This is a genomic window from Streptomyces sp. NPDC048434 (genome assembly GCF_043200375.1).
Classification (GTDB): Bacteria; Actinomycetota; Actinomycetes; order Streptomycetales; family Streptomycetaceae; genus Streptomyces.
On the sequence record NZ_JBICXQ010000008.1, the window covers coordinates 25,669 to 40,427 of the forward strand.

14 protein-coding genes are annotated in these 14,759 nt (G+C 70.3%); 10 read left to right on the forward strand and 4 right to left on the reverse strand.

The genetic code is table 11. The features are described from left to right. Positions 1-71 precede the first annotated feature (71 nt). From ACGFWI_RS11570 to ACGFWI_RS11595, 6 genes are all read left to right on the forward strand, one after another. Positions 72-305: an acyl carrier protein gene (locus ACGFWI_RS11570; RefSeq protein WP_393905754.1), complete on the forward strand. Its 234-nt coding sequence runs from the start codon at positions 72-74 to the stop codon at positions 303-305. Continuing rightward, on the forward strand, positions 302-1,540 hold the full coding sequence (locus ACGFWI_RS11575) for a beta-ketoacyl-[acyl-carrier-protein] synthase family protein (RefSeq protein WP_393905755.1): 1,239 nt from the start codon (positions 302-304) through the stop codon (positions 1,538-1,540). Before ACGFWI_RS11570 ends, ACGFWI_RS11575 begins: the two co-directional genes overlap by 4 nt. A gap of 63 nt (positions 1,541-1,603) precedes the next feature. Then, positions 1,604-2,503: an alpha/beta fold hydrolase gene (locus ACGFWI_RS11580; RefSeq protein WP_393905756.1), complete on the forward strand. Its 900-nt coding sequence runs from the start codon at positions 1,604-1,606 to the stop codon at positions 2,501-2,503. A 59-nt stretch (positions 2,504-2,562) separates the two neighbouring features. After that, positions 2,563-2,880, forward strand: coding sequence for an ArsR/SmtB family transcription factor (locus tag ACGFWI_RS11585; RefSeq protein ID WP_393905757.1), 318 nt, complete (start codon positions 2,563-2,565; stop codon positions 2,878-2,880). Next, positions 2,877-3,725 (forward strand): SRPBCC family protein, encoded by an 849-nt coding sequence (locus ACGFWI_RS11590; protein WP_393905758.1) that lies wholly within the window; start codon positions 2,877-2,879, stop codon positions 3,723-3,725. The genes ACGFWI_RS11585 and ACGFWI_RS11590 overlap by 4 nt, the downstream gene beginning before the upstream one ends. A 500-nt stretch (positions 3,726-4,225) precedes the next feature. Further along, the gene (locus ACGFWI_RS11595) at positions 4,226-4,930 is read left to right on the forward strand and encodes a transglycosylase SLT domain-containing protein (RefSeq protein WP_393905759.1); all 705 of its coding nucleotides are present in this window, start codon (positions 4,226-4,228) and stop codon (positions 4,928-4,930) included. 209 nt (positions 4,931-5,139) lie between these two features. Here ACGFWI_RS11595 and ACGFWI_RS11600 read toward each other — a convergent pair whose 3' ends face one another. After that, positions 5,140-5,355 carry a hypothetical protein gene (locus tag ACGFWI_RS11600; RefSeq protein ID WP_393905760.1) on the reverse strand — a complete coding sequence of 72 codons (216 nt, stop codon included), beginning with the start codon at positions 5,353-5,355 and terminating at the stop codon, positions 5,140-5,142. Between the two features lie 715 nt (positions 5,356-6,070). On the opposite strand from ACGFWI_RS11600, the gene ACGFWI_RS11605 reads away from it, so the two are divergent. From ACGFWI_RS11605 to ACGFWI_RS11615, 3 genes are all read left to right on the forward strand, one after another. After that, positions 6,071-6,733 carry a transglycosylase SLT domain-containing protein gene (locus ACGFWI_RS11605; RefSeq protein WP_393905761.1) on the forward strand — a complete coding sequence of 221 codons (663 nt, stop codon included), beginning with the start codon at positions 6,071-6,073 and terminating at the stop codon, positions 6,731-6,733. A 387-nt stretch (positions 6,734-7,120) separates the two neighbouring features. Then, positions 7,121-7,984 carry a lysozyme gene (locus tag ACGFWI_RS11610; RefSeq protein WP_393905762.1) on the forward strand — a complete coding sequence of 288 codons (864 nt, stop codon included), beginning with the start codon at positions 7,121-7,123 and terminating at the stop codon, positions 7,982-7,984. Between the two features lie 227 nt (positions 7,985-8,211). Beyond that, entirely contained in the window at positions 8,212-8,661 is a 450-nt protein-coding gene (locus ACGFWI_RS11615) for a spore-associated protein A (protein ID WP_393905763.1), read from the forward strand. 110 nt (positions 8,662-8,771) lie between these two features. On the opposite strand, the gene ACGFWI_RS11620 is transcribed toward ACGFWI_RS11615, so the two are convergent. The 3 genes from ACGFWI_RS11620 to ACGFWI_RS11630 form a co-directional block, all read right to left on the reverse strand. After that, a complete protein-coding gene (locus tag ACGFWI_RS11620; protein ID WP_393905764.1) occupies positions 8,772-10,226 on the reverse strand; it encodes a phytoene desaturase family protein in 1,455 nt (484 codons plus the stop codon). Between the two features lie 73 nt (positions 10,227-10,299). Next, positions 10,300-11,829: an SDR family oxidoreductase gene (locus ACGFWI_RS11625; RefSeq protein WP_393905765.1), complete on the reverse strand. Its 1,530-nt coding sequence runs from the start codon at positions 11,827-11,829 to the stop codon at positions 10,300-10,302. A 152-nt stretch (positions 11,830-11,981) separates the two neighbouring features. Continuing rightward, positions 11,982-13,115, reverse strand: coding sequence for a LacI family DNA-binding transcriptional regulator (locus ACGFWI_RS11630; RefSeq protein ID WP_393905766.1), 1,134 nt, complete (start codon positions 13,113-13,115; stop codon positions 11,982-11,984). A 338-nt stretch (positions 13,116-13,453) separates the two neighbouring features. Between ACGFWI_RS11630 and ACGFWI_RS11635 the strand changes: the two genes are divergently transcribed. Further along, positions 13,454-14,746: an ABC transporter substrate-binding protein gene (locus ACGFWI_RS11635; protein ID WP_393905767.1), complete on the forward strand. Its 1,293-nt coding sequence runs from the start codon at positions 13,454-13,456 to the stop codon at positions 14,744-14,746. Positions 14,747-14,759 lie beyond the last annotated feature (13 nt).

Sequence of the window (14,759 nt, forward strand, 5' to 3'; positions counted from 1 at the left end):
CGGAGCCGCCGGTGAAATCCCGCCCACGACGCGGTTGGCAGCATCGCCTACGACAAGCGGAGGAGCGCCACGTGAATGCGGCAGAAGTTGTCAACACGTTGCTGGTCCAACGGTTCGGGGTCGCCCCGGCCGACATCACCGATGAGGCTCCGCTGCGCGGCCTGCGCCTCGACTCCCTGGCGCTGGAAGAACTCCGCGTCCTCATCGAGGAACGGCTGGACATCGACCTCGATGAGGTATCGCTGACCCCGCGGAACAGCGTGGGCCAGCTGGTGGCGGCCGTCGACGGCAAAGTGCCGGCATGACGGCCCGCCAGGAGCCGTTCTCCGCGGCCGTGACAGGACTGGGACTGGTGACCGCGGCGGGCGTGGGGGCGAAGGCCACCTGGCATTCCGTCACCCAGGAAACCGTGCCCGGCGGAGTGAGCCACCAAGAGGAACTCGCCGATCTGCCCTGCGACTTCATGTACACCATCGCCGATCTGGACACCACCGAGCTGCTCGGTGTGGCCACCCAGCGGCTGATGGACCGCTTCTCGCAGCTCGCGGTGATCGCCGCCCGGGAGGCCGTCGCCGATGCCGGACTGGACCCGGAAGCGTGGGACAGCAGCCGCGTCGCGGTGGTCATCGGCTCCGCGCACGGCGGGCTGCCGTTCTACGACCAGCAGCATGTCGCCATGGCCGGGCGCGGCGCTCGCCGGGTCTCCCCCAAACTCGCCCCGCTGACCGTCGTCAACAGCGCCGCCAGCAGTGTCTGCATGGATCTCGGCGCCCACGGCCCCAGCCTGGGCGTGGCCACGGCCTGCTCCTCCGGGACCGTCGCCCTGGGCACCGCGCACCAGCTGCTGCGCGCCGGGGCCTGCGATATCGCCATCGCCGGCGGGGCGGAGTCGGTCCTCTCCCGGCTGCTGATCGCCAGCGCCTGCCAGATGAAGGCGGTCTCCACCCGCCGGGACGATCCGGCCACTGCCTGCCGCCCCTTCGACGCGGGCCGGGACGGCTTCGTGGTCGGCGAGGGCGCCGGGCTCCTCGTACTGGAGCGGCCCGAGCACGCCAGGGCCCGCCGCGCCCCCGTCCGCGCCCACATCCGTGGCTACGGCGCGTCCAGCGATGCCTACTCGGCGGTGGCCCCGGAGCCCGAGGGCAAGGGCATCGAGCTGGCGCTGCGTACCGCACTGGCGGACGCGGGGGTGCAGGCCGACGAGGTCGGCCATGTCAACGCGCACGGCACCTCGACGGTCGCCAACGACCACATCGAGGCCGCCGTGCTGCGGCGGGTCCTCGGCGATCACCCCATGGTCACCTCGACCAAGGCGATGACCGGGCACGCACTGGGCGCCGCCGGCGGGATCGAGACCGCGCTCACCGTGCTCGCCCTGGAGCATCAGCTGGTGCCCCCGACCGCCAACCTCGAGGTACTGGATCCGCGGATCCCGCTCGACATCGTGCACAAGGAGGCCCGGCAGGCGGCGTTCGACTGCGCGGTCAAGACGTCGCTCGGCTTCGGCGGGCACAACGCCGCACTGGTGCTGACCCGCTAGACCGCCCCGCGCGCCGCGTCGGCGCGCGCCCGTTCCCGCCGGTGCCCCGAGAAGGAATCTCACATGTCCGAGGAAACGATCCGCTCCTTGTCGGTGCACGGGGTGTCCTATTCCTACCGGCGGTTGCAGCAGCCGGAGCGGATCACCGAGCCCGTGCTGGTGCTGGGCGGCGCGCTGCAAGGGATGTTCGGCTGGCCGCAGATGGAAGATCACGTGGGGCCCCTGGCGGACGTGGTGACCGCCGACCTGCCGGGAATGGGGAGCGCCGACCCGCTTCCCCCGGGGCCGAGCATCGATGTCGTGTGCGCGGCGATCGAGGGCATCATCGACGATCTCAAGGTCCCGCGGATCAATCTCTTCGGCTTCTCCTACGGGGCGGGCCTGGCCTACGGATGCGCCCGCCGGTTCCCCGGGCGTATCGCACGGCTCGCCCTGGGCGGGGTTCCGGCACACATCAGCGAGGCGCAGAGGGAGCTGTGGCGACGGGCGTCCGACCATCTCTCGCGCGGTGACACCGAGGCCTTCGCCACCCTGGTCGCCCAGGGCCTGATGTGCCTCGACGACCGTCGGCACGTCGCACACCGGAGGCTGGCGTACCGCTATGTCCGGCGCTCGATGCTGCATGCGGCCCGCAACTCCCGGCACGCCGTCGACTCGCTGCGGCGCGGGATCTCGGACCGTCCGGACTTCTCCGGCGGCCTGACCGGCATCCCCACGCTCGTCTTCAGCGGCGAGCACGACACGGTGACCTCCCCGGCCCGGCAACGGGCCTTCGCGGCCACCATCCCGGGCAGCCGCTTTCTGACGATTCCGGACGCCGATCACTGGGTGGTGCTCGAACGCCCGCAGGAAGTCGCGGACTTGGCTGCGCGGTTCTTCACCGATGGGCCGCTGAGCTCGGCGCCCTGCCTCGCGCCGGTGGTGCGCGAGGAGGCGGCGGCGGCCGATCCGGCGTGCGTGTGACCGGCCACGGACGATCACATTCCCTTGCAGTTATATAACCTCTACCGCATACTGGGGTCATGCCCCTACCGTTCGACGTACTCGCGGAGCCGAGTCGGCGCAAGATTCTCGACCTGCTCCTGGAGCGCCCACGGCTGGTCGGCGAGCTCACGGAGCAGCTCGGGCTGAGCCAGCCCGGCACCTCCAAGCATCTGCGGGTGCTGCGCGAGGCCGGCCTGGTCCAGGTCAGGCAGGACGCCCAGCGCCGCTGGTACGAGCTCCGGCCCGAGCCCCTGGCAGAGCTGGACGCCTGGCTCGCGCACTACCGGCATCTGTGGACCGGGAGCCTCGACGCCCTGGAACGGCATCTCGACGTCATGGAGGACGACCCCCAATGAACCCGCACTCCGACAGCCTCACCACCAGCGGCGGCCGCAACGCGCTGCGCATGGAGCGCAGGCTCGCCCATCCGCCCGCGAAGGTCTGGTCAGCGATCACCGACCCGGCGCACATCGGGCAGTGGTTCCCCTCCGAGGTCACCGTGGACCTCCGGCCCGGCGGGGCGATGACCTTCCACATGCCCGGCGTGAGCGGTATCGCCATGAGCGGTACGGTCACCGACGCCGATGAGCCCCGGCTCTTCGCCTTCACCTGGGGCGAGGACCATCTGCGCTGGGAGATCACACCGGACGGCGACGGCTCGCTGCTGACCTTGGTGCACACCTTCGGCGACCGGTTCGGCGGCGCGAGCTTCGCCTCCGGCTGGCATCTGTGCCTCACCGCGCTCTCGCAGCTGCTCGACGGCGCATCGACGGCCGTCCCCCGCGACACGGGGGAGCTGCACGAGGCGTACATCGAGCAGTTCGATCTCGGTCAGGGTGTGGTCGAGGACACCCCGGACGGCCCGCGGATCCGTTTCGAGCGCCAGCTCGTACGGCCCGCCGAGACCGTCTGGGCGGCGCTGACCTCGGGAGAAGAGCCCGCGGAAGGTGCGCAGGCGCCGGCGGGCTGCACCGCCCGGGAGGCGCCGGCCGGGCCCGTCACCGAGGTACGGGCCCCCGCGGCGCTCGCCTACCGCTGGCACCCGGAGGGCACGGTCCGATGGGAGCTGGGCCAGGGCACCGGCCACGGAGCCCGGCTCACCCTCACCCAGACCGGCCCGCGGGGATTTGACGCGGACGCCGCACTGGATGCGTGGCACGACCGCATCGAGCATCTCGCAGCGCGCCTGCTGGAGAACTGAATACCGCGGCCGGCTCAGCCGCATACTCGCGCCCCCTATGGATTCCATAGGGGGCGCGAGCGTTATCGCCGCCCTTCTCCGGGCGCGGTAACACCCCTCGCCGTAATGGCCCGATGACCCGCCGGCGCCCTTGGAGAATTGCCTCTTCCTGGTGTGAGCCAGACAACTTCGCGGTGCCTCGGCAGGGCCGTTGACGCCGGTGCCGGGTGATGCCCGGCACGCGACGTACGTCACGTACGAGCAGGCCTAGTCGATGCCCTGCCGCGTGTTTAAGGAGAAACACGGCATTTACAACGGACATCTCGCTCTATCTCACGAAGATAGGTAGTACAAGGCACCTTTGCCACCATCCAGGGCCCGCGCTAACCATGTTCGGCGTAGCACCGAGAACGAGCCTGCGACCTCGGCCAGACCGGCGAACGCGGCCATGCCCCTCGGTCTCACGCGCCAACCGAAGGCCGCCTCCCCCGCTGCCACGCCCTGGAAGAGGTCACATCCACATGCCTAACTTCACCCTGCCCCGCCCTGCCCGCATCACCCGCACCCAGAAGGTCTCCGCAGCTGTGGTGACCGCCGCGAGCTGCGCCGCCGCGCTGGCGTTCACCGCGGCGCCGAGCAACGCCGAGACCACCGCCGCCCACGCACCGGCCGCGGTCAAGCCCGTCAGCGCCAACGGCCTTCCGCTCACCGCGAAGGACCGCGCCGACGACGGCAAGAAGGACCAGCAGGTCGCCTCGTCCGTCGCCGCCCGCCTCAAGGTCACCGCGGTCGAGAAGCAGGGCCACGTCGCCAAGCAGGCCGCCAACCGGTCCGTCGAGCGCAAGGCCATAGCCACGCCGAAGCTCGCCCCCAAGGCGGCGCCGAAGGCTGCCCCCAAGCAGTACGCGAACAACCTCGACGGCTGGATCCGCGAGTCGCTCGACATCATGAAGGCCAAGGGCATCCCGGGCTCCTACAACGGCCTGCACCGCAACATCATGCGCGAGTCCAGCGGCAACCCGAACGCCGTCAACGACTGGGACATCAACGCCATCAACGGCGTGCCCTCCAAGGGCCTGCTCCAGGTGATCCAGCCCACCTTCGACACCTACCACGTGTCCGGCACGCCCAAGAAGCTCACCGACCCGATCGCCAACATCACCGCCGCCGCCAACTACGCGGCCCACCGGTACGGCTCGATCGACAACGTCAACTCGGCCTACTGAGCCGGAGAGACGCGACCGTGAGGACGGTCGGAGCAGACTGATACGGGTGCCGCAGTGCGGCCCCAGGCATGGCAACGGCAGTGGCCCTGCCCGCATCTCGCGGGTGGGGCCATTGCCGTTGCCGTTCGGCGCCGCTGCCGGTGCCGGGCATCAGTCGTGGTGCCGGGCGTCGCTGCCCGGAGCCGGGCGTCGCTGCCCGGTGTCGCGCGTCAGAAGCGGTCGCGTCGCGCCGTGCCGCCGCCGAAGAGGGTGTCGAGGATCTGGCCGGCGAAGCGGAGTCCCGCCCGCTCCCTGGGCGTGAGTTCATGCCGGCTGTGCTCAGCACGCTGGTGGTGGCCATCGGCCGGCGCCGCGGCGGCGACGCCCGTCGCGAGGAAGCCCGAGACGAGAAGACCGGTGAGAACGGCGGTAAGACGACGGAGCATGAGTACGTCCCTACGATGAGTGATGGCTGTGTGCGGTGTCACCTTCGGGGAGCGGAGGGCCCGTAGTCATGCGACAGCCCCGGGCGCTGCTGCGAACGGACCAGCAGCACCGCCGTATCGCCGTATCGGGGACTCACCAACGGCCCATCCGGCACACCCCCTTCCCCCGCGCCGCACTTCAGCAGAACCGGACTCCGGCCCGCTCGTGAAACAGGGCACAATTGCCGCCCTATTTGGCCCCGGACACAGTGCCCCGCACCACATTTGGGGATTCTCGGCCTTCCCCGTCAGGCAGTTGCCCGGATAAATCGGCTGCCGTCAGCGGGCGAAACGGTGCCGGAGACCGGTAATTCCGGTGTGAGCCAGGCAACTTATGCGGACCACGCAAGCGGCCTTTGTGGCCGCTCTCAGGTGACTCGGGGCACGCGACGTACGTCACTTACGAGCCTGCCTAGTTGATTTCCATGCGGCCATTCCGGTCCAACGCCGCCAGGAACGCTTATCACTTCAGGGATCCGGGTTTATCTCACGAAGATGAGTAGTACCGAGCACCATTGCCTCGATCCGGGACGGGCGTTAACCATGGATTCCGACGCACTGAGAGCGAGCTTGCGAATCACGCCCCACGGCGATCGCGGCAAAGACCTCCGGTGTGGAACGCGCCGCCAAAAAAGGCCGCCTCCCCGTCCCCAGTACCTGGAAGAGGTCAATCTGCATGCCTAGCTTTACCCTGCCCCGCGCTGCCCGCATTACCCGCATCACCCGCATCACCCGCACCCACAAGATCGCCGTGGCCGTTCTGGCCGCCGCGGGTGCCACCTCGGGCCTGGCCCTCACCTCGGCTCCGGACACCGCTCAGGCGGCGTCTGCGCACGCCCCGGCCGCGGTCAAGCCCGTCGATGCGAAGGGCCAGCCGGCCAAGGCGGACGACGCCAAGACCGGCCGTGCCGTGACCGCCTCGGCCGTCGACCACGTCAAGGTCGCCGACGTCGCGAAGCAGCGCAGCGCCCAGCAGGCCGCCAACCGCTCCACCGAGCGCGCGGCCGTCAAGGACTACCCGAACAACCTGGACGGCTGGATCCGCGAGTCCCTGGACATCATGAAGGCCAAGGGCATTCCGGGCTCCTACGAGGGCCTGCACCGCAACATCATGCGTGAGTCCGCCGGTAACCCCAACGCCGTCAACGACTGGGACGTCAACGCCGTCAACGGCGTGCCGTCCAAGGGCCTGCTCCAGGTGATCCAGCCCACCTTCGACTCGTACCACGTGTCCGGCACGCCGAAGAAGCTCACCGACCCGATCGCCAACATCACGGCCGCTGCCAACTACGCGGCCGACAAGTACGGCTCGATCGACAACGTCAACTCGGCCTACTGAGCCGACAGAGCCGAAGGGCCGTCGCCGGCCCTCACAGCCGGCCCGGCCGGATGAGGCAACGGGAATGACGGACAACACAAGCGAGCCGACAGGCTCTGCATAAGGCAGCTTGCGAAGCGGCGGAATGGCGCGTTCGCCGCTGCGCGGTGGAGCGGGTCCCGGCAGTAGCCGGGGCCCGCTTCGCTCTGTCGTGCGACACCTGGGCCCGGACCGGGGGCGTGGGCGACCGTTTCCGACCGCCAGACGGGTGAGATGCGGGGCCGGTCGGCGGACCGACGGCCTGTTGGGCCATAGAGTCAGGCGGTTCTGCGTATAAGTCTCTTATCGGCAGGATTCTGCTCAAAAGCTGCCGAACCTGACTCAACCGAAGGCCTTCGGAGGCATGCGATGCCCTTGCGCAGATCCGGTCCGGCCCGCCGTACAGTCCCTATTGCGGCCGGAACTCTCGTTTCTCTCTTCTCCGTGCTCGCTCTGCCCCTCGCGCTGCCCGGCTCAGCCACGGCGTCGGATGCCGAGAAGAGACCCGCCCACCCCGAACAGGACTGGATGGGTTCCACCATCGCGGCCCACGAAGGCAGCGGCGACCGGGCAGGGGGTTCCGAGCCACGGGCATCGTCCAGAAGGGCCGTGTCCGGCGTCGATGTCTCCAGCCACAACGGCAAGGTCCGCTGGAAGGCGCTGCACAAGTCCGGGGTGCGTTTCGCGTACGTCAAGGCCAGCGAGGGGACCAGCTATACGAACCCGTACTTCGCGCAGCAGTACAGGGGCTCGTACTCATCCGGCATGATCCATGGCGCGTACCACTTCGCGCTGCCCGACCACTCCAGCGGCAGTTCCCAGGCGGAGTACTTCGCCGACCACGGCGGCGACTGGTCCAGGGACGGCAAGACCCTGCCCGGCGCGCTCGACATGGAGTACAACCCCTACGGCGCGACCTGCTACGGCAAGAGCCACAAGGCGATGGTCAGCTGGATCCACGATTTCGTGCGGACCTACCGGGAGGAGGTCGGCCGCTACCCGGTCATCTACACCTCCACCAACTGGTGGAAGCGGTGCACCGGCAACTCCGGCAAGTTCGGCAGGACGAATCCGCTGTGGATCCCGCGCTACAGCTCCTCCGTAGGCTCGCTGCCGGCCGGCTGGCAGTACCACAGCATCTGGCAGCACACCTCCTCGGGCCATCCGGTCGGCGACCGTAACCGCTTCAACGGCACGTACACCCGCCTCAAGGTCCTCGCGAACGGCCACTGATCCCGCCGCGACCCCACGCTCCCCCGGCCGGTCCCCGGCGCCTCCCCCGGCGCCGGGGACCGGCCGTTGTTCCGCCTCGTCCGCCGCGGCACCGTTCGGGCACCGTTTTCGACAACACCGGTCGAACAACGGGCAATTCACTTCCGCGGTACAACCTTCCACGGCCGACCGCTGTCCAACACTGCGAAATGACCACGCGACGCACTCCACCCAACGGGGGTATTCCGATGAAGCGTTCACGTGCCATCGCAGGATCCGCAGTGCTGGCAGTGGCGAGTATCGCCACGATGACAGCGGCCACCACCGCATCCGCGACCACGAAGGCCGCCGCGTACAACGGAGCCTGTGGAAGCGGCTACAGCGTAGTGAATTCCGTGCCGGTCACCGGAAAGGGGACCGTGTACCTGACCTACAGCGCAAAGACCGGAAAGAACTGCGTCGTGACGGTGCGGAACAGCCCCGGTAAGCCGGTGTACATGTACACGTATCTCACGGCGACCGACGGCAGTTCCGATTGGGTTTACGACAGCGGGCAGTACACCTCCTACGCCGGTCCCGTCTATCTGCCCGCGAAGGGCATCTGTGTGGACTGGGGCGGCTCGATCGAGTCGGTCAGCGTCAGCGTTTCCGGCTCCAACTGCGGCCGGATGGCAGCCGGCGTCGTGAAGCACCACTGAGTCGGCCGTGACGGCGGGTTTCCGGGCAGCGCGCGCCCGGGAGCCCGCCGTCCGCGTGCCGCGCGACGGGTCGCCGTCAATGACGGCCACCGCGCACAGCGCCCGGCCGGTCACCGTGCGCGGTCAGGCCTGCTCATCGCCCGCAGCGCGGATCGTGCCGCGTTGTGGCCGCTCATCCCGTGGGCGCCGGCCCCCGGTGGGGTGGCCGCCGAGCAGAGGAAGACACCGGGGACGCCGGTGCCGTACGGGTCGAGGGCGATACGGGGGCGCATCGTCAGCTGCCGCGGGGTGTTGGCGCCGCCGATGATGTCGCCTCCGACGAGATTGGCGTTGCCCCGCTCCAGACCGGCGGTCGAGGTGGCGGTGGCGGCGACGATGCGCTCCCGTGTCCCCGGCGCAAAGCGCTCGAACTGCGCCAGCATCGCGGCGGTGGCGTCGCCGGTGTAGCCGTACGGCACATGCGCGTACGCGGAAACGGGGTGGCGCTCTCCTGCGGAGCGGCCGGGGTCGGCGAGGTACTGCTGTGAGACCAGGAGGAACGGCCGCTCGGGCATCCGCCCCTGGTGGACCTCCCGCTCCGCGTGGGCGATCTGCTCGAAGCTGCCGCCGAGATGCACCGTCCCGGCCCGCCGGCAGACCTCGGCGCGCCAGGGCACCCCGCCCTCGACCGTCAGATCGAGCTTGAAGGCGCCGGGGGCGGGCCGGTAGCGGGCGTAGGCGCGGCGCACCCGGGGCGGCAGCCGGTCGCCGATCACCGCTGCCGCGGCCGCCGGTGTCAGATCGAGCAACACCGTTGCGGCGGGCGGGAGTTGATCGAGCGAGCGGATGGGTACGCCGGTCTCGATCCGGCCGCCGGCCTCGGTGAGCAGTGCGGCCAGCGCCGCGGCGATCGCGGCGGAGCCGCCCTTGGCCACCGGCCAGCCGTAGCGGTGCCCGGCCGCGATGATCATGAGTCCCACGGAGGCGCCGAGCAGCTGGTCCAGCGGGCCGAAGAGATGGGCCGCCGCCCCGCCGAAGAGACCGCGGCCCGCGTCCGTACGGAAACGGTGGGCGACCAGAGTGGCCGGCTGCAGGGCGTGCAGCCCGAACCGGGCGAGCCGCAACGGGTGGCGGGGCACCTTGAGGAGCGGCCGCATGACCTCGTCGGTCAGCGCCTCCGCGTCGGCGGCCAGCGGCCCGAACAGCCGCCGCCAGGCAGGTCCGTCGGCGCCCAGCCCCTCGGCGGTCCGCCCGACGGAGCGGTACAGCGCTCCGGCGTCTCCGGAGTCCACCGGGTGCGCCAGGTCGATCTCGGGCCAGAGCCACTCCAGCCCGTACGGCGCGAGATCGAGCGTACGCAAATACGGGGAGCCGGCGCCCATCACATGCGTCGAGGAGCAGTGGTCGAACAGCACACCGGGGACGGACAGTTCGCCGCTGCGGACACCACCGCCGATCTCGTCGGCCGCCTCGAACACCGTCACCTGCAGCCCGCTGCGGGCCAGGGTGACCGCCGCGGCCAGACCGTTCGGCCCGGCCCCCACCACGACTGCCCGCTCGCGCGCACGCCCGGTCCGTTCCGTCATCGGCCCAGCATCCCAGGCGTGCCGAAGTCCGCCCGGAACGGCCGCGGAGCGCGCCTCGCTCCCTCCGGGCGGTTCATGCCGGACGGGCGTGCTCGGCCGCGGCGGTGGCCGCGATATTGCGGGCCATGCCGCCGAACACCGCGGCGTGGAACGGCGAGATGGACCACCAGTACGCGTGACCGGTCAGTCCGTGCGGGTGGAACAGGGCCCGCTGGCCGTAGAGCGTGCGGCCCTGGGCGTCCTGGCCGACCGTCAGCTCCAGCCAGGCCAGACCGGGGAGCCGCATCTCGGCGCGCAGCCGCAGCAGCCGGCCCGGCACGACCTCCTCGACGCGCCAGAAGTCGAGCGAGTCACCGACCCGGAGCCGGCCCGCGTCCCGCCGGCCGCGGCGCAGCCCCACCCCGCCGACCAGCCGGTCCAGCCAGCCGCGCACCGACCAGGCGAGCGGGAGGGAGTACCAGCCGTTGCCGCCACCGATGCCTTCGACCACCCGCCACAGCACCTCGGGCGGGGCGTCCACGGTCCGCTCCCGCCGGTCGGTGTAGAGGCTGCCGCCGGACCAGTCGGGGTCGGTGGGCAGCGGATCGCTCGGTGCGCCGGGCACTGCGGCGTTGGACCAGCGGGTGGTGACCTCGGCGTCCCGTACCCGGCGCAGCGCCAGTTCCAGCGCGTCGTCGAAGGCGATGGGGTGGCCCGGCGGGTCCGGGTCGGGGACGTGGCGGGTGATGTCGTGCTCGTGGCAGACGACCTCGTAGCGCAGTGATTCGGCCAGCGGGCGGGCCAGGCCGGGGGGCACGGGGGTGACCAGTCCGATCCAGAGGCTGGACAGGCGTGGGGTGAGCATCGGGACGGGGAGGATCAGCCGTTCGGGCAACCCGGCGACCCGTGCGTAGCGCTGCATCATGTCGCGGTAGCTGAGGATGTCGGGTCCGCCGATGTCGAAGGCCCGGCTGATGTCGTCGGGGAGGCGGGCGCAGCCCACGAGGTAGCGCAGCACATCGCGGACGGCGACCGGCTGGATGCGGGTACGCACCCAGCTGGGGGTGACCATGACGGGCAGCCGCTCGGTGAGATAGCGCAGCATCTCGAACGAGGCCGAGCCGGAGCCGATGATGACGGCGGCGCGCAGTACGGCGGTGGGGACGCCGGATGCCAGCAGGATGTCGGCGACCTCGGCGCGGGAGCGGAGGTGGGGCGACAGGTCCCGCTCGGGGATGCCCTGGGGACTGAGTCCGCCGAGGTAGACGATGCGGCGCACGCCGGCCGCGCGTGCCTGACGGGCGAAGATCTCCGCGGCCGTGCGGTCGGTGTCCTCGAAGGTCCGGCCGCTGCCCAGGGCGTGCACCAGGTAGTAGGCGACCTCGACGCCGTCCATGGCGGTGCGGACCGATGCGGCGTCGGTGACATCGCCGCGCAGGATCTCGGTCCGGGTGGCCCAGGGGTGGTCGCGCAGCTTCTCGGGTGTCCTGGCCAGCGCCCGTACGGCGTATCCGGCGGCGAGCAGCTCGGGCACCAGCCGGCCGCCGATGTAGCCGGTGGCACCGGTGACCAGGGCGCGCGGGCGGTGTGCGGGCGGCGCCGGGTCCTCGCCGTTGTCGGCCATGTGCACAGCCTCCTCCGGCTGGTGGCAGCACGATGAGCCTGCCCGCCAAGTGTGGCACCGGCGTCGGCGCGGAGCATCACGGCGCAGGACGGGCACGTCCGGCCGGATGAACGGCGCGGCGCCCCTCCCGGGGCGGTCGGAGCCTTTGCCGCCTACGGTGCGCCGGGCGGCCCGGTGCTCTCCCGTGCCTCCAGATGCGGCAGTTCACCCTGTACGGTCCGCAGCGGCCCGCCGTCGAGGACCGCGAGGAGTTCCTGGGCGGCGAGCCGGCCGAAGCCGGGGGTGTCACGGACGAGTGCGGTGAGCCGGGGGTGGGTGACCCGGCACAGGGCCGAGTCGTCCCAGGCCACGATCGACAGCGCGCCCGGTACGGGGATGCCGCGCTCGGCGGCGACCGAGGCACCGGCCACGGCCATCACATCGTTGTCGTAGATGAGCGCCGTGGGCGGTTCGGCGCCGTCGAGGAGGCGGCGGGTGGCCTCGGCTCCCTCGGCGTCGGAGTAGTCGGTGGTCACCGAGTGGACGTGCCGGTGGTCGAGACCCCGCAGGTCGGCTTCGGTGCGCAGCGAGCGGATCCGGCGTGCGGTGTGGGCGAGGCCCGGCATCCCCGCGATATGGACGATACGGCGGTGTCCGAGGCCGTAGAGGTGGTCGAGGACCCGGGCCATGGCCTTGGAGTCGTCGGCCCAGACGGTGGAGAGCAACGGGCGGGGCGGGGCGGCGGCCGCTCCGGGCGCGGCCGGCCCGGAGGCGCGGCCCGGTTCGTCGACCTGCCGCTCGCGGGTGGCCGGTCCGCCGACGACGACGGCGGGCAGGCCGAGTGAGGCGAGCAGTTCGGGCCGTGGGTCCTCGGTGCGCGGGTCGACGACGAGGACGCCGTCCACCCGGCGTTCGGCCCACCAGCGTCGGTAGAGCGCGCACTCGGCGTCGAGATCCTCGACGACCTGGAAGAGGAGCGCGATCTTCCGCGCGGAGAGCACTTCCTGGATGCCGGAGACGAGCTGGAGGAAGAAGGACTCCACGCCCAGGGTCTGCGCGGGCCGGGCGAGCACCAGCCCCATGGCGCCCGCGCGTTCGCCGGACAGCGCGCGGGCGGCGCTGTTGGCCTGCCAGCCGAGTTCCTCCGCGACACGGCGTACCCGGGCACGGGTGTCCTGCGAGACGCCGGGCCGGTCGTTGAGCGCGAAGGAGACGGCGCTCTCCGACACCCCGGCCCGACGAGCGATGTCCTTGATCGTCGGCCGGCGCGCCGGCTTGGGCCGGGCCGCCTCACCGGGCGCTGTCATGGCGGGCTCCCCCTCGAACTTAACCGCATTAGTGCACCTCAGTCTGATCAGCGCACAGTGGACTGTCAAACCTTGCACGGGACCGGGATCGGGAACACCTTCCCGGTCTCTTCCAGGGAAGCTTGGCACCGGGGTATTGACACCTACTAAAACGCATTAGTAGCGTCTGCCGCATCGTCGCCGAGGCCTCATGCAATAGGGGGCCCAACGGCCGGAAAACGTCCGCCGCATTCATTACGGCTGCCGAAAATCAAGGGGACACCCGGCCCGTCGCGGCCACCCCGTCTGTGTCTGGTCCGAGCAAATCCGAGCAAATCCAGGCTAAGGAGCCGCCAGTCATGCGTATATCCCGTCGAGCAGCCGCCGCCACCGCGGTCCTGGTCACCTCGGCGCTCGCCTTGACCGCATGCGGGTCCTCGGAGGGATCCGGCGGTTCGGACAGCGCCTCCGGGAAGGTCGAGGGGCAGGTCACCTTCCAGACCTGGAATCTCAAGGCCAACTTCAAGAATTACTTCGAAGGCGTTATTGCGGACTTCGAGAAGAAATACCCTGACGCCAAGGTGAAATGGGTGGACCAGCCGGCGGAGGGATATCCGGAAAAGTTGAGCGCGGACGCCGCGGGCGGCACCCTGCCCGATGTCGTCAATGTGTCACCAGATCTCGCGTATCCGCTGGCCAAGGCCGGGCTCGCGCTCGACCTGGAAAAGGCGGCGGGGAAATACCGTGGGGAGTATCTCGACGGGGCGTGGCGGAGCAACCGGATGCCGGGGATGCCGGGCGTCTACGCCTTCCCCTGGTATCTGAACACCGGGCCGACGTTCTACAACAAGGAGCTCTTCACCAAGGCCGGGCTCGATCCGGCGAAGCCGCCGACGTCCTACGACCAGCTGTTCAAGGACGCGGTGACGATGGCGAAGAAGAGCGGCCGCAAGATAGCGATGCTCGCCGGCACCCCGTCGGTCGAGGACTTCGGGCGCTATGGCGTGCGGCTGATGAACGCGCAGGGTACGGAGTTCACCTTCAACGAGCCCAAGGGCGTCGAACTGCTCCGGCACTACAAGGACCTCTATGCGGCCGGGGCACTGGACTCGCAGGCGCTCACCGCGCAGGCCGAGTCCGCCGGGCGGAAGTTCCAGCAGCAGTCCGTGGCCATGAATCCGGGCAGCGCGCACGATCTGGAGAACTTCAAGAAGGAGGCGCCGAGCCTCTACCGGCACATCGGCATCACGGACGCGGTCAACAACACCGGCAAGGCCAATATGTACGTCCAGGGCCTGATGGTGAATGCGCAGAGCAAGGTCAAGCCGGCGGCGGTCGCGTTCGCGCACTTCGTCACCGACAAGAAGAGCCAGATGGCCTTCGCCAAGGAGGTCACCATCTTCCCCAGCACCAAGGGCTCGCTGGACGACCCGTACTTCACCAAGGAGGACGGCACCGATGCGACCCGGGTGCGGGTGGCCTCGGCCAAGTCGCTGAAGACCGCGGTGAATTACACCCCGGTGCTGCTCAGCGACCAGATGAAGACCGTGCTGCGCAATGCGGTCGCCAAGGCGGTGCAGAGCAAGCAATCGCCCCAGGCGGCGCTGGACGGCGCGGTCGCCGCGTGCAATCGCCTGCTCAAGACCGGCTGAGACCGAGGCGCTT

Bases quoted from the DNA above. Each gene is read 5' to 3' on its own strand.
- ACGFWI_RS11575 (WP_393905755.1), top strand. From the start codon at position 302: ATGACGGCCCGCCAGGAGCCGTTCTCCGCGGCCGTGACAGGACTGGGA.
- ACGFWI_RS11580 (WP_393905756.1), top strand. From the start codon at position 1,604: ATGTCCGAGGAAACGATCCGCTCCTTGTCGGTGCACGGGGTGTCCTAT.
- ACGFWI_RS11585 (WP_393905757.1), top strand. From the start codon at position 2,563: ATGCCCCTACCGTTCGACGTACTCGCGGAGCCGAGTCGGCGCAAGATT.
- ACGFWI_RS11590 (WP_393905758.1), top strand. From the start codon at position 2,877: ATGAACCCGCACTCCGACAGCCTCACCACCAGCGGCGGCCGCAACGCG.
- ACGFWI_RS11595 (WP_393905759.1), top strand. From the start codon at position 4,226: ATGCCTAACTTCACCCTGCCCCGCCCTGCCCGCATCACCCGCACCCAG.
- ACGFWI_RS11600 (WP_393905760.1), bottom strand. From the start codon at position 5,355: ATGCTCCGTCGTCTTACCGCCGTTCTCACCGGTCTTCTCGTCTCGGGC.
- ACGFWI_RS11605 (WP_393905761.1), top strand. From the start codon at position 6,071: ATGCCTAGCTTTACCCTGCCCCGCGCTGCCCGCATTACCCGCATCACC.
- ACGFWI_RS11610 (WP_393905762.1), top strand. From the start codon at position 7,121: ATGCCCTTGCGCAGATCCGGTCCGGCCCGCCGTACAGTCCCTATTGCG.
- ACGFWI_RS11615 (WP_393905763.1), top strand. From the start codon at position 8,212: ATGAAGCGTTCACGTGCCATCGCAGGATCCGCAGTGCTGGCAGTGGCG.
- ACGFWI_RS11620 (WP_393905764.1), bottom strand. From the start codon at position 10,226: ATGACGGAACGGACCGGGCGTGCGCGCGAGCGGGCAGTCGTGGTGGGG.
- ACGFWI_RS11625 (WP_393905765.1), bottom strand. From the start codon at position 11,829: ATGGCCGACAACGGCGAGGACCCGGCGCCGCCCGCACACCGCCCGCGC.
- ACGFWI_RS11630 (WP_393905766.1), bottom strand. From the start codon at position 13,115: ATGACAGCGCCCGGTGAGGCGGCCCGGCCCAAGCCGGCGCGCCGGCCG.
- ACGFWI_RS11635 (WP_393905767.1), top strand. From the start codon at position 13,454: ATGCGTATATCCCGTCGAGCAGCCGCCGCCACCGCGGTCCTGGTCACC.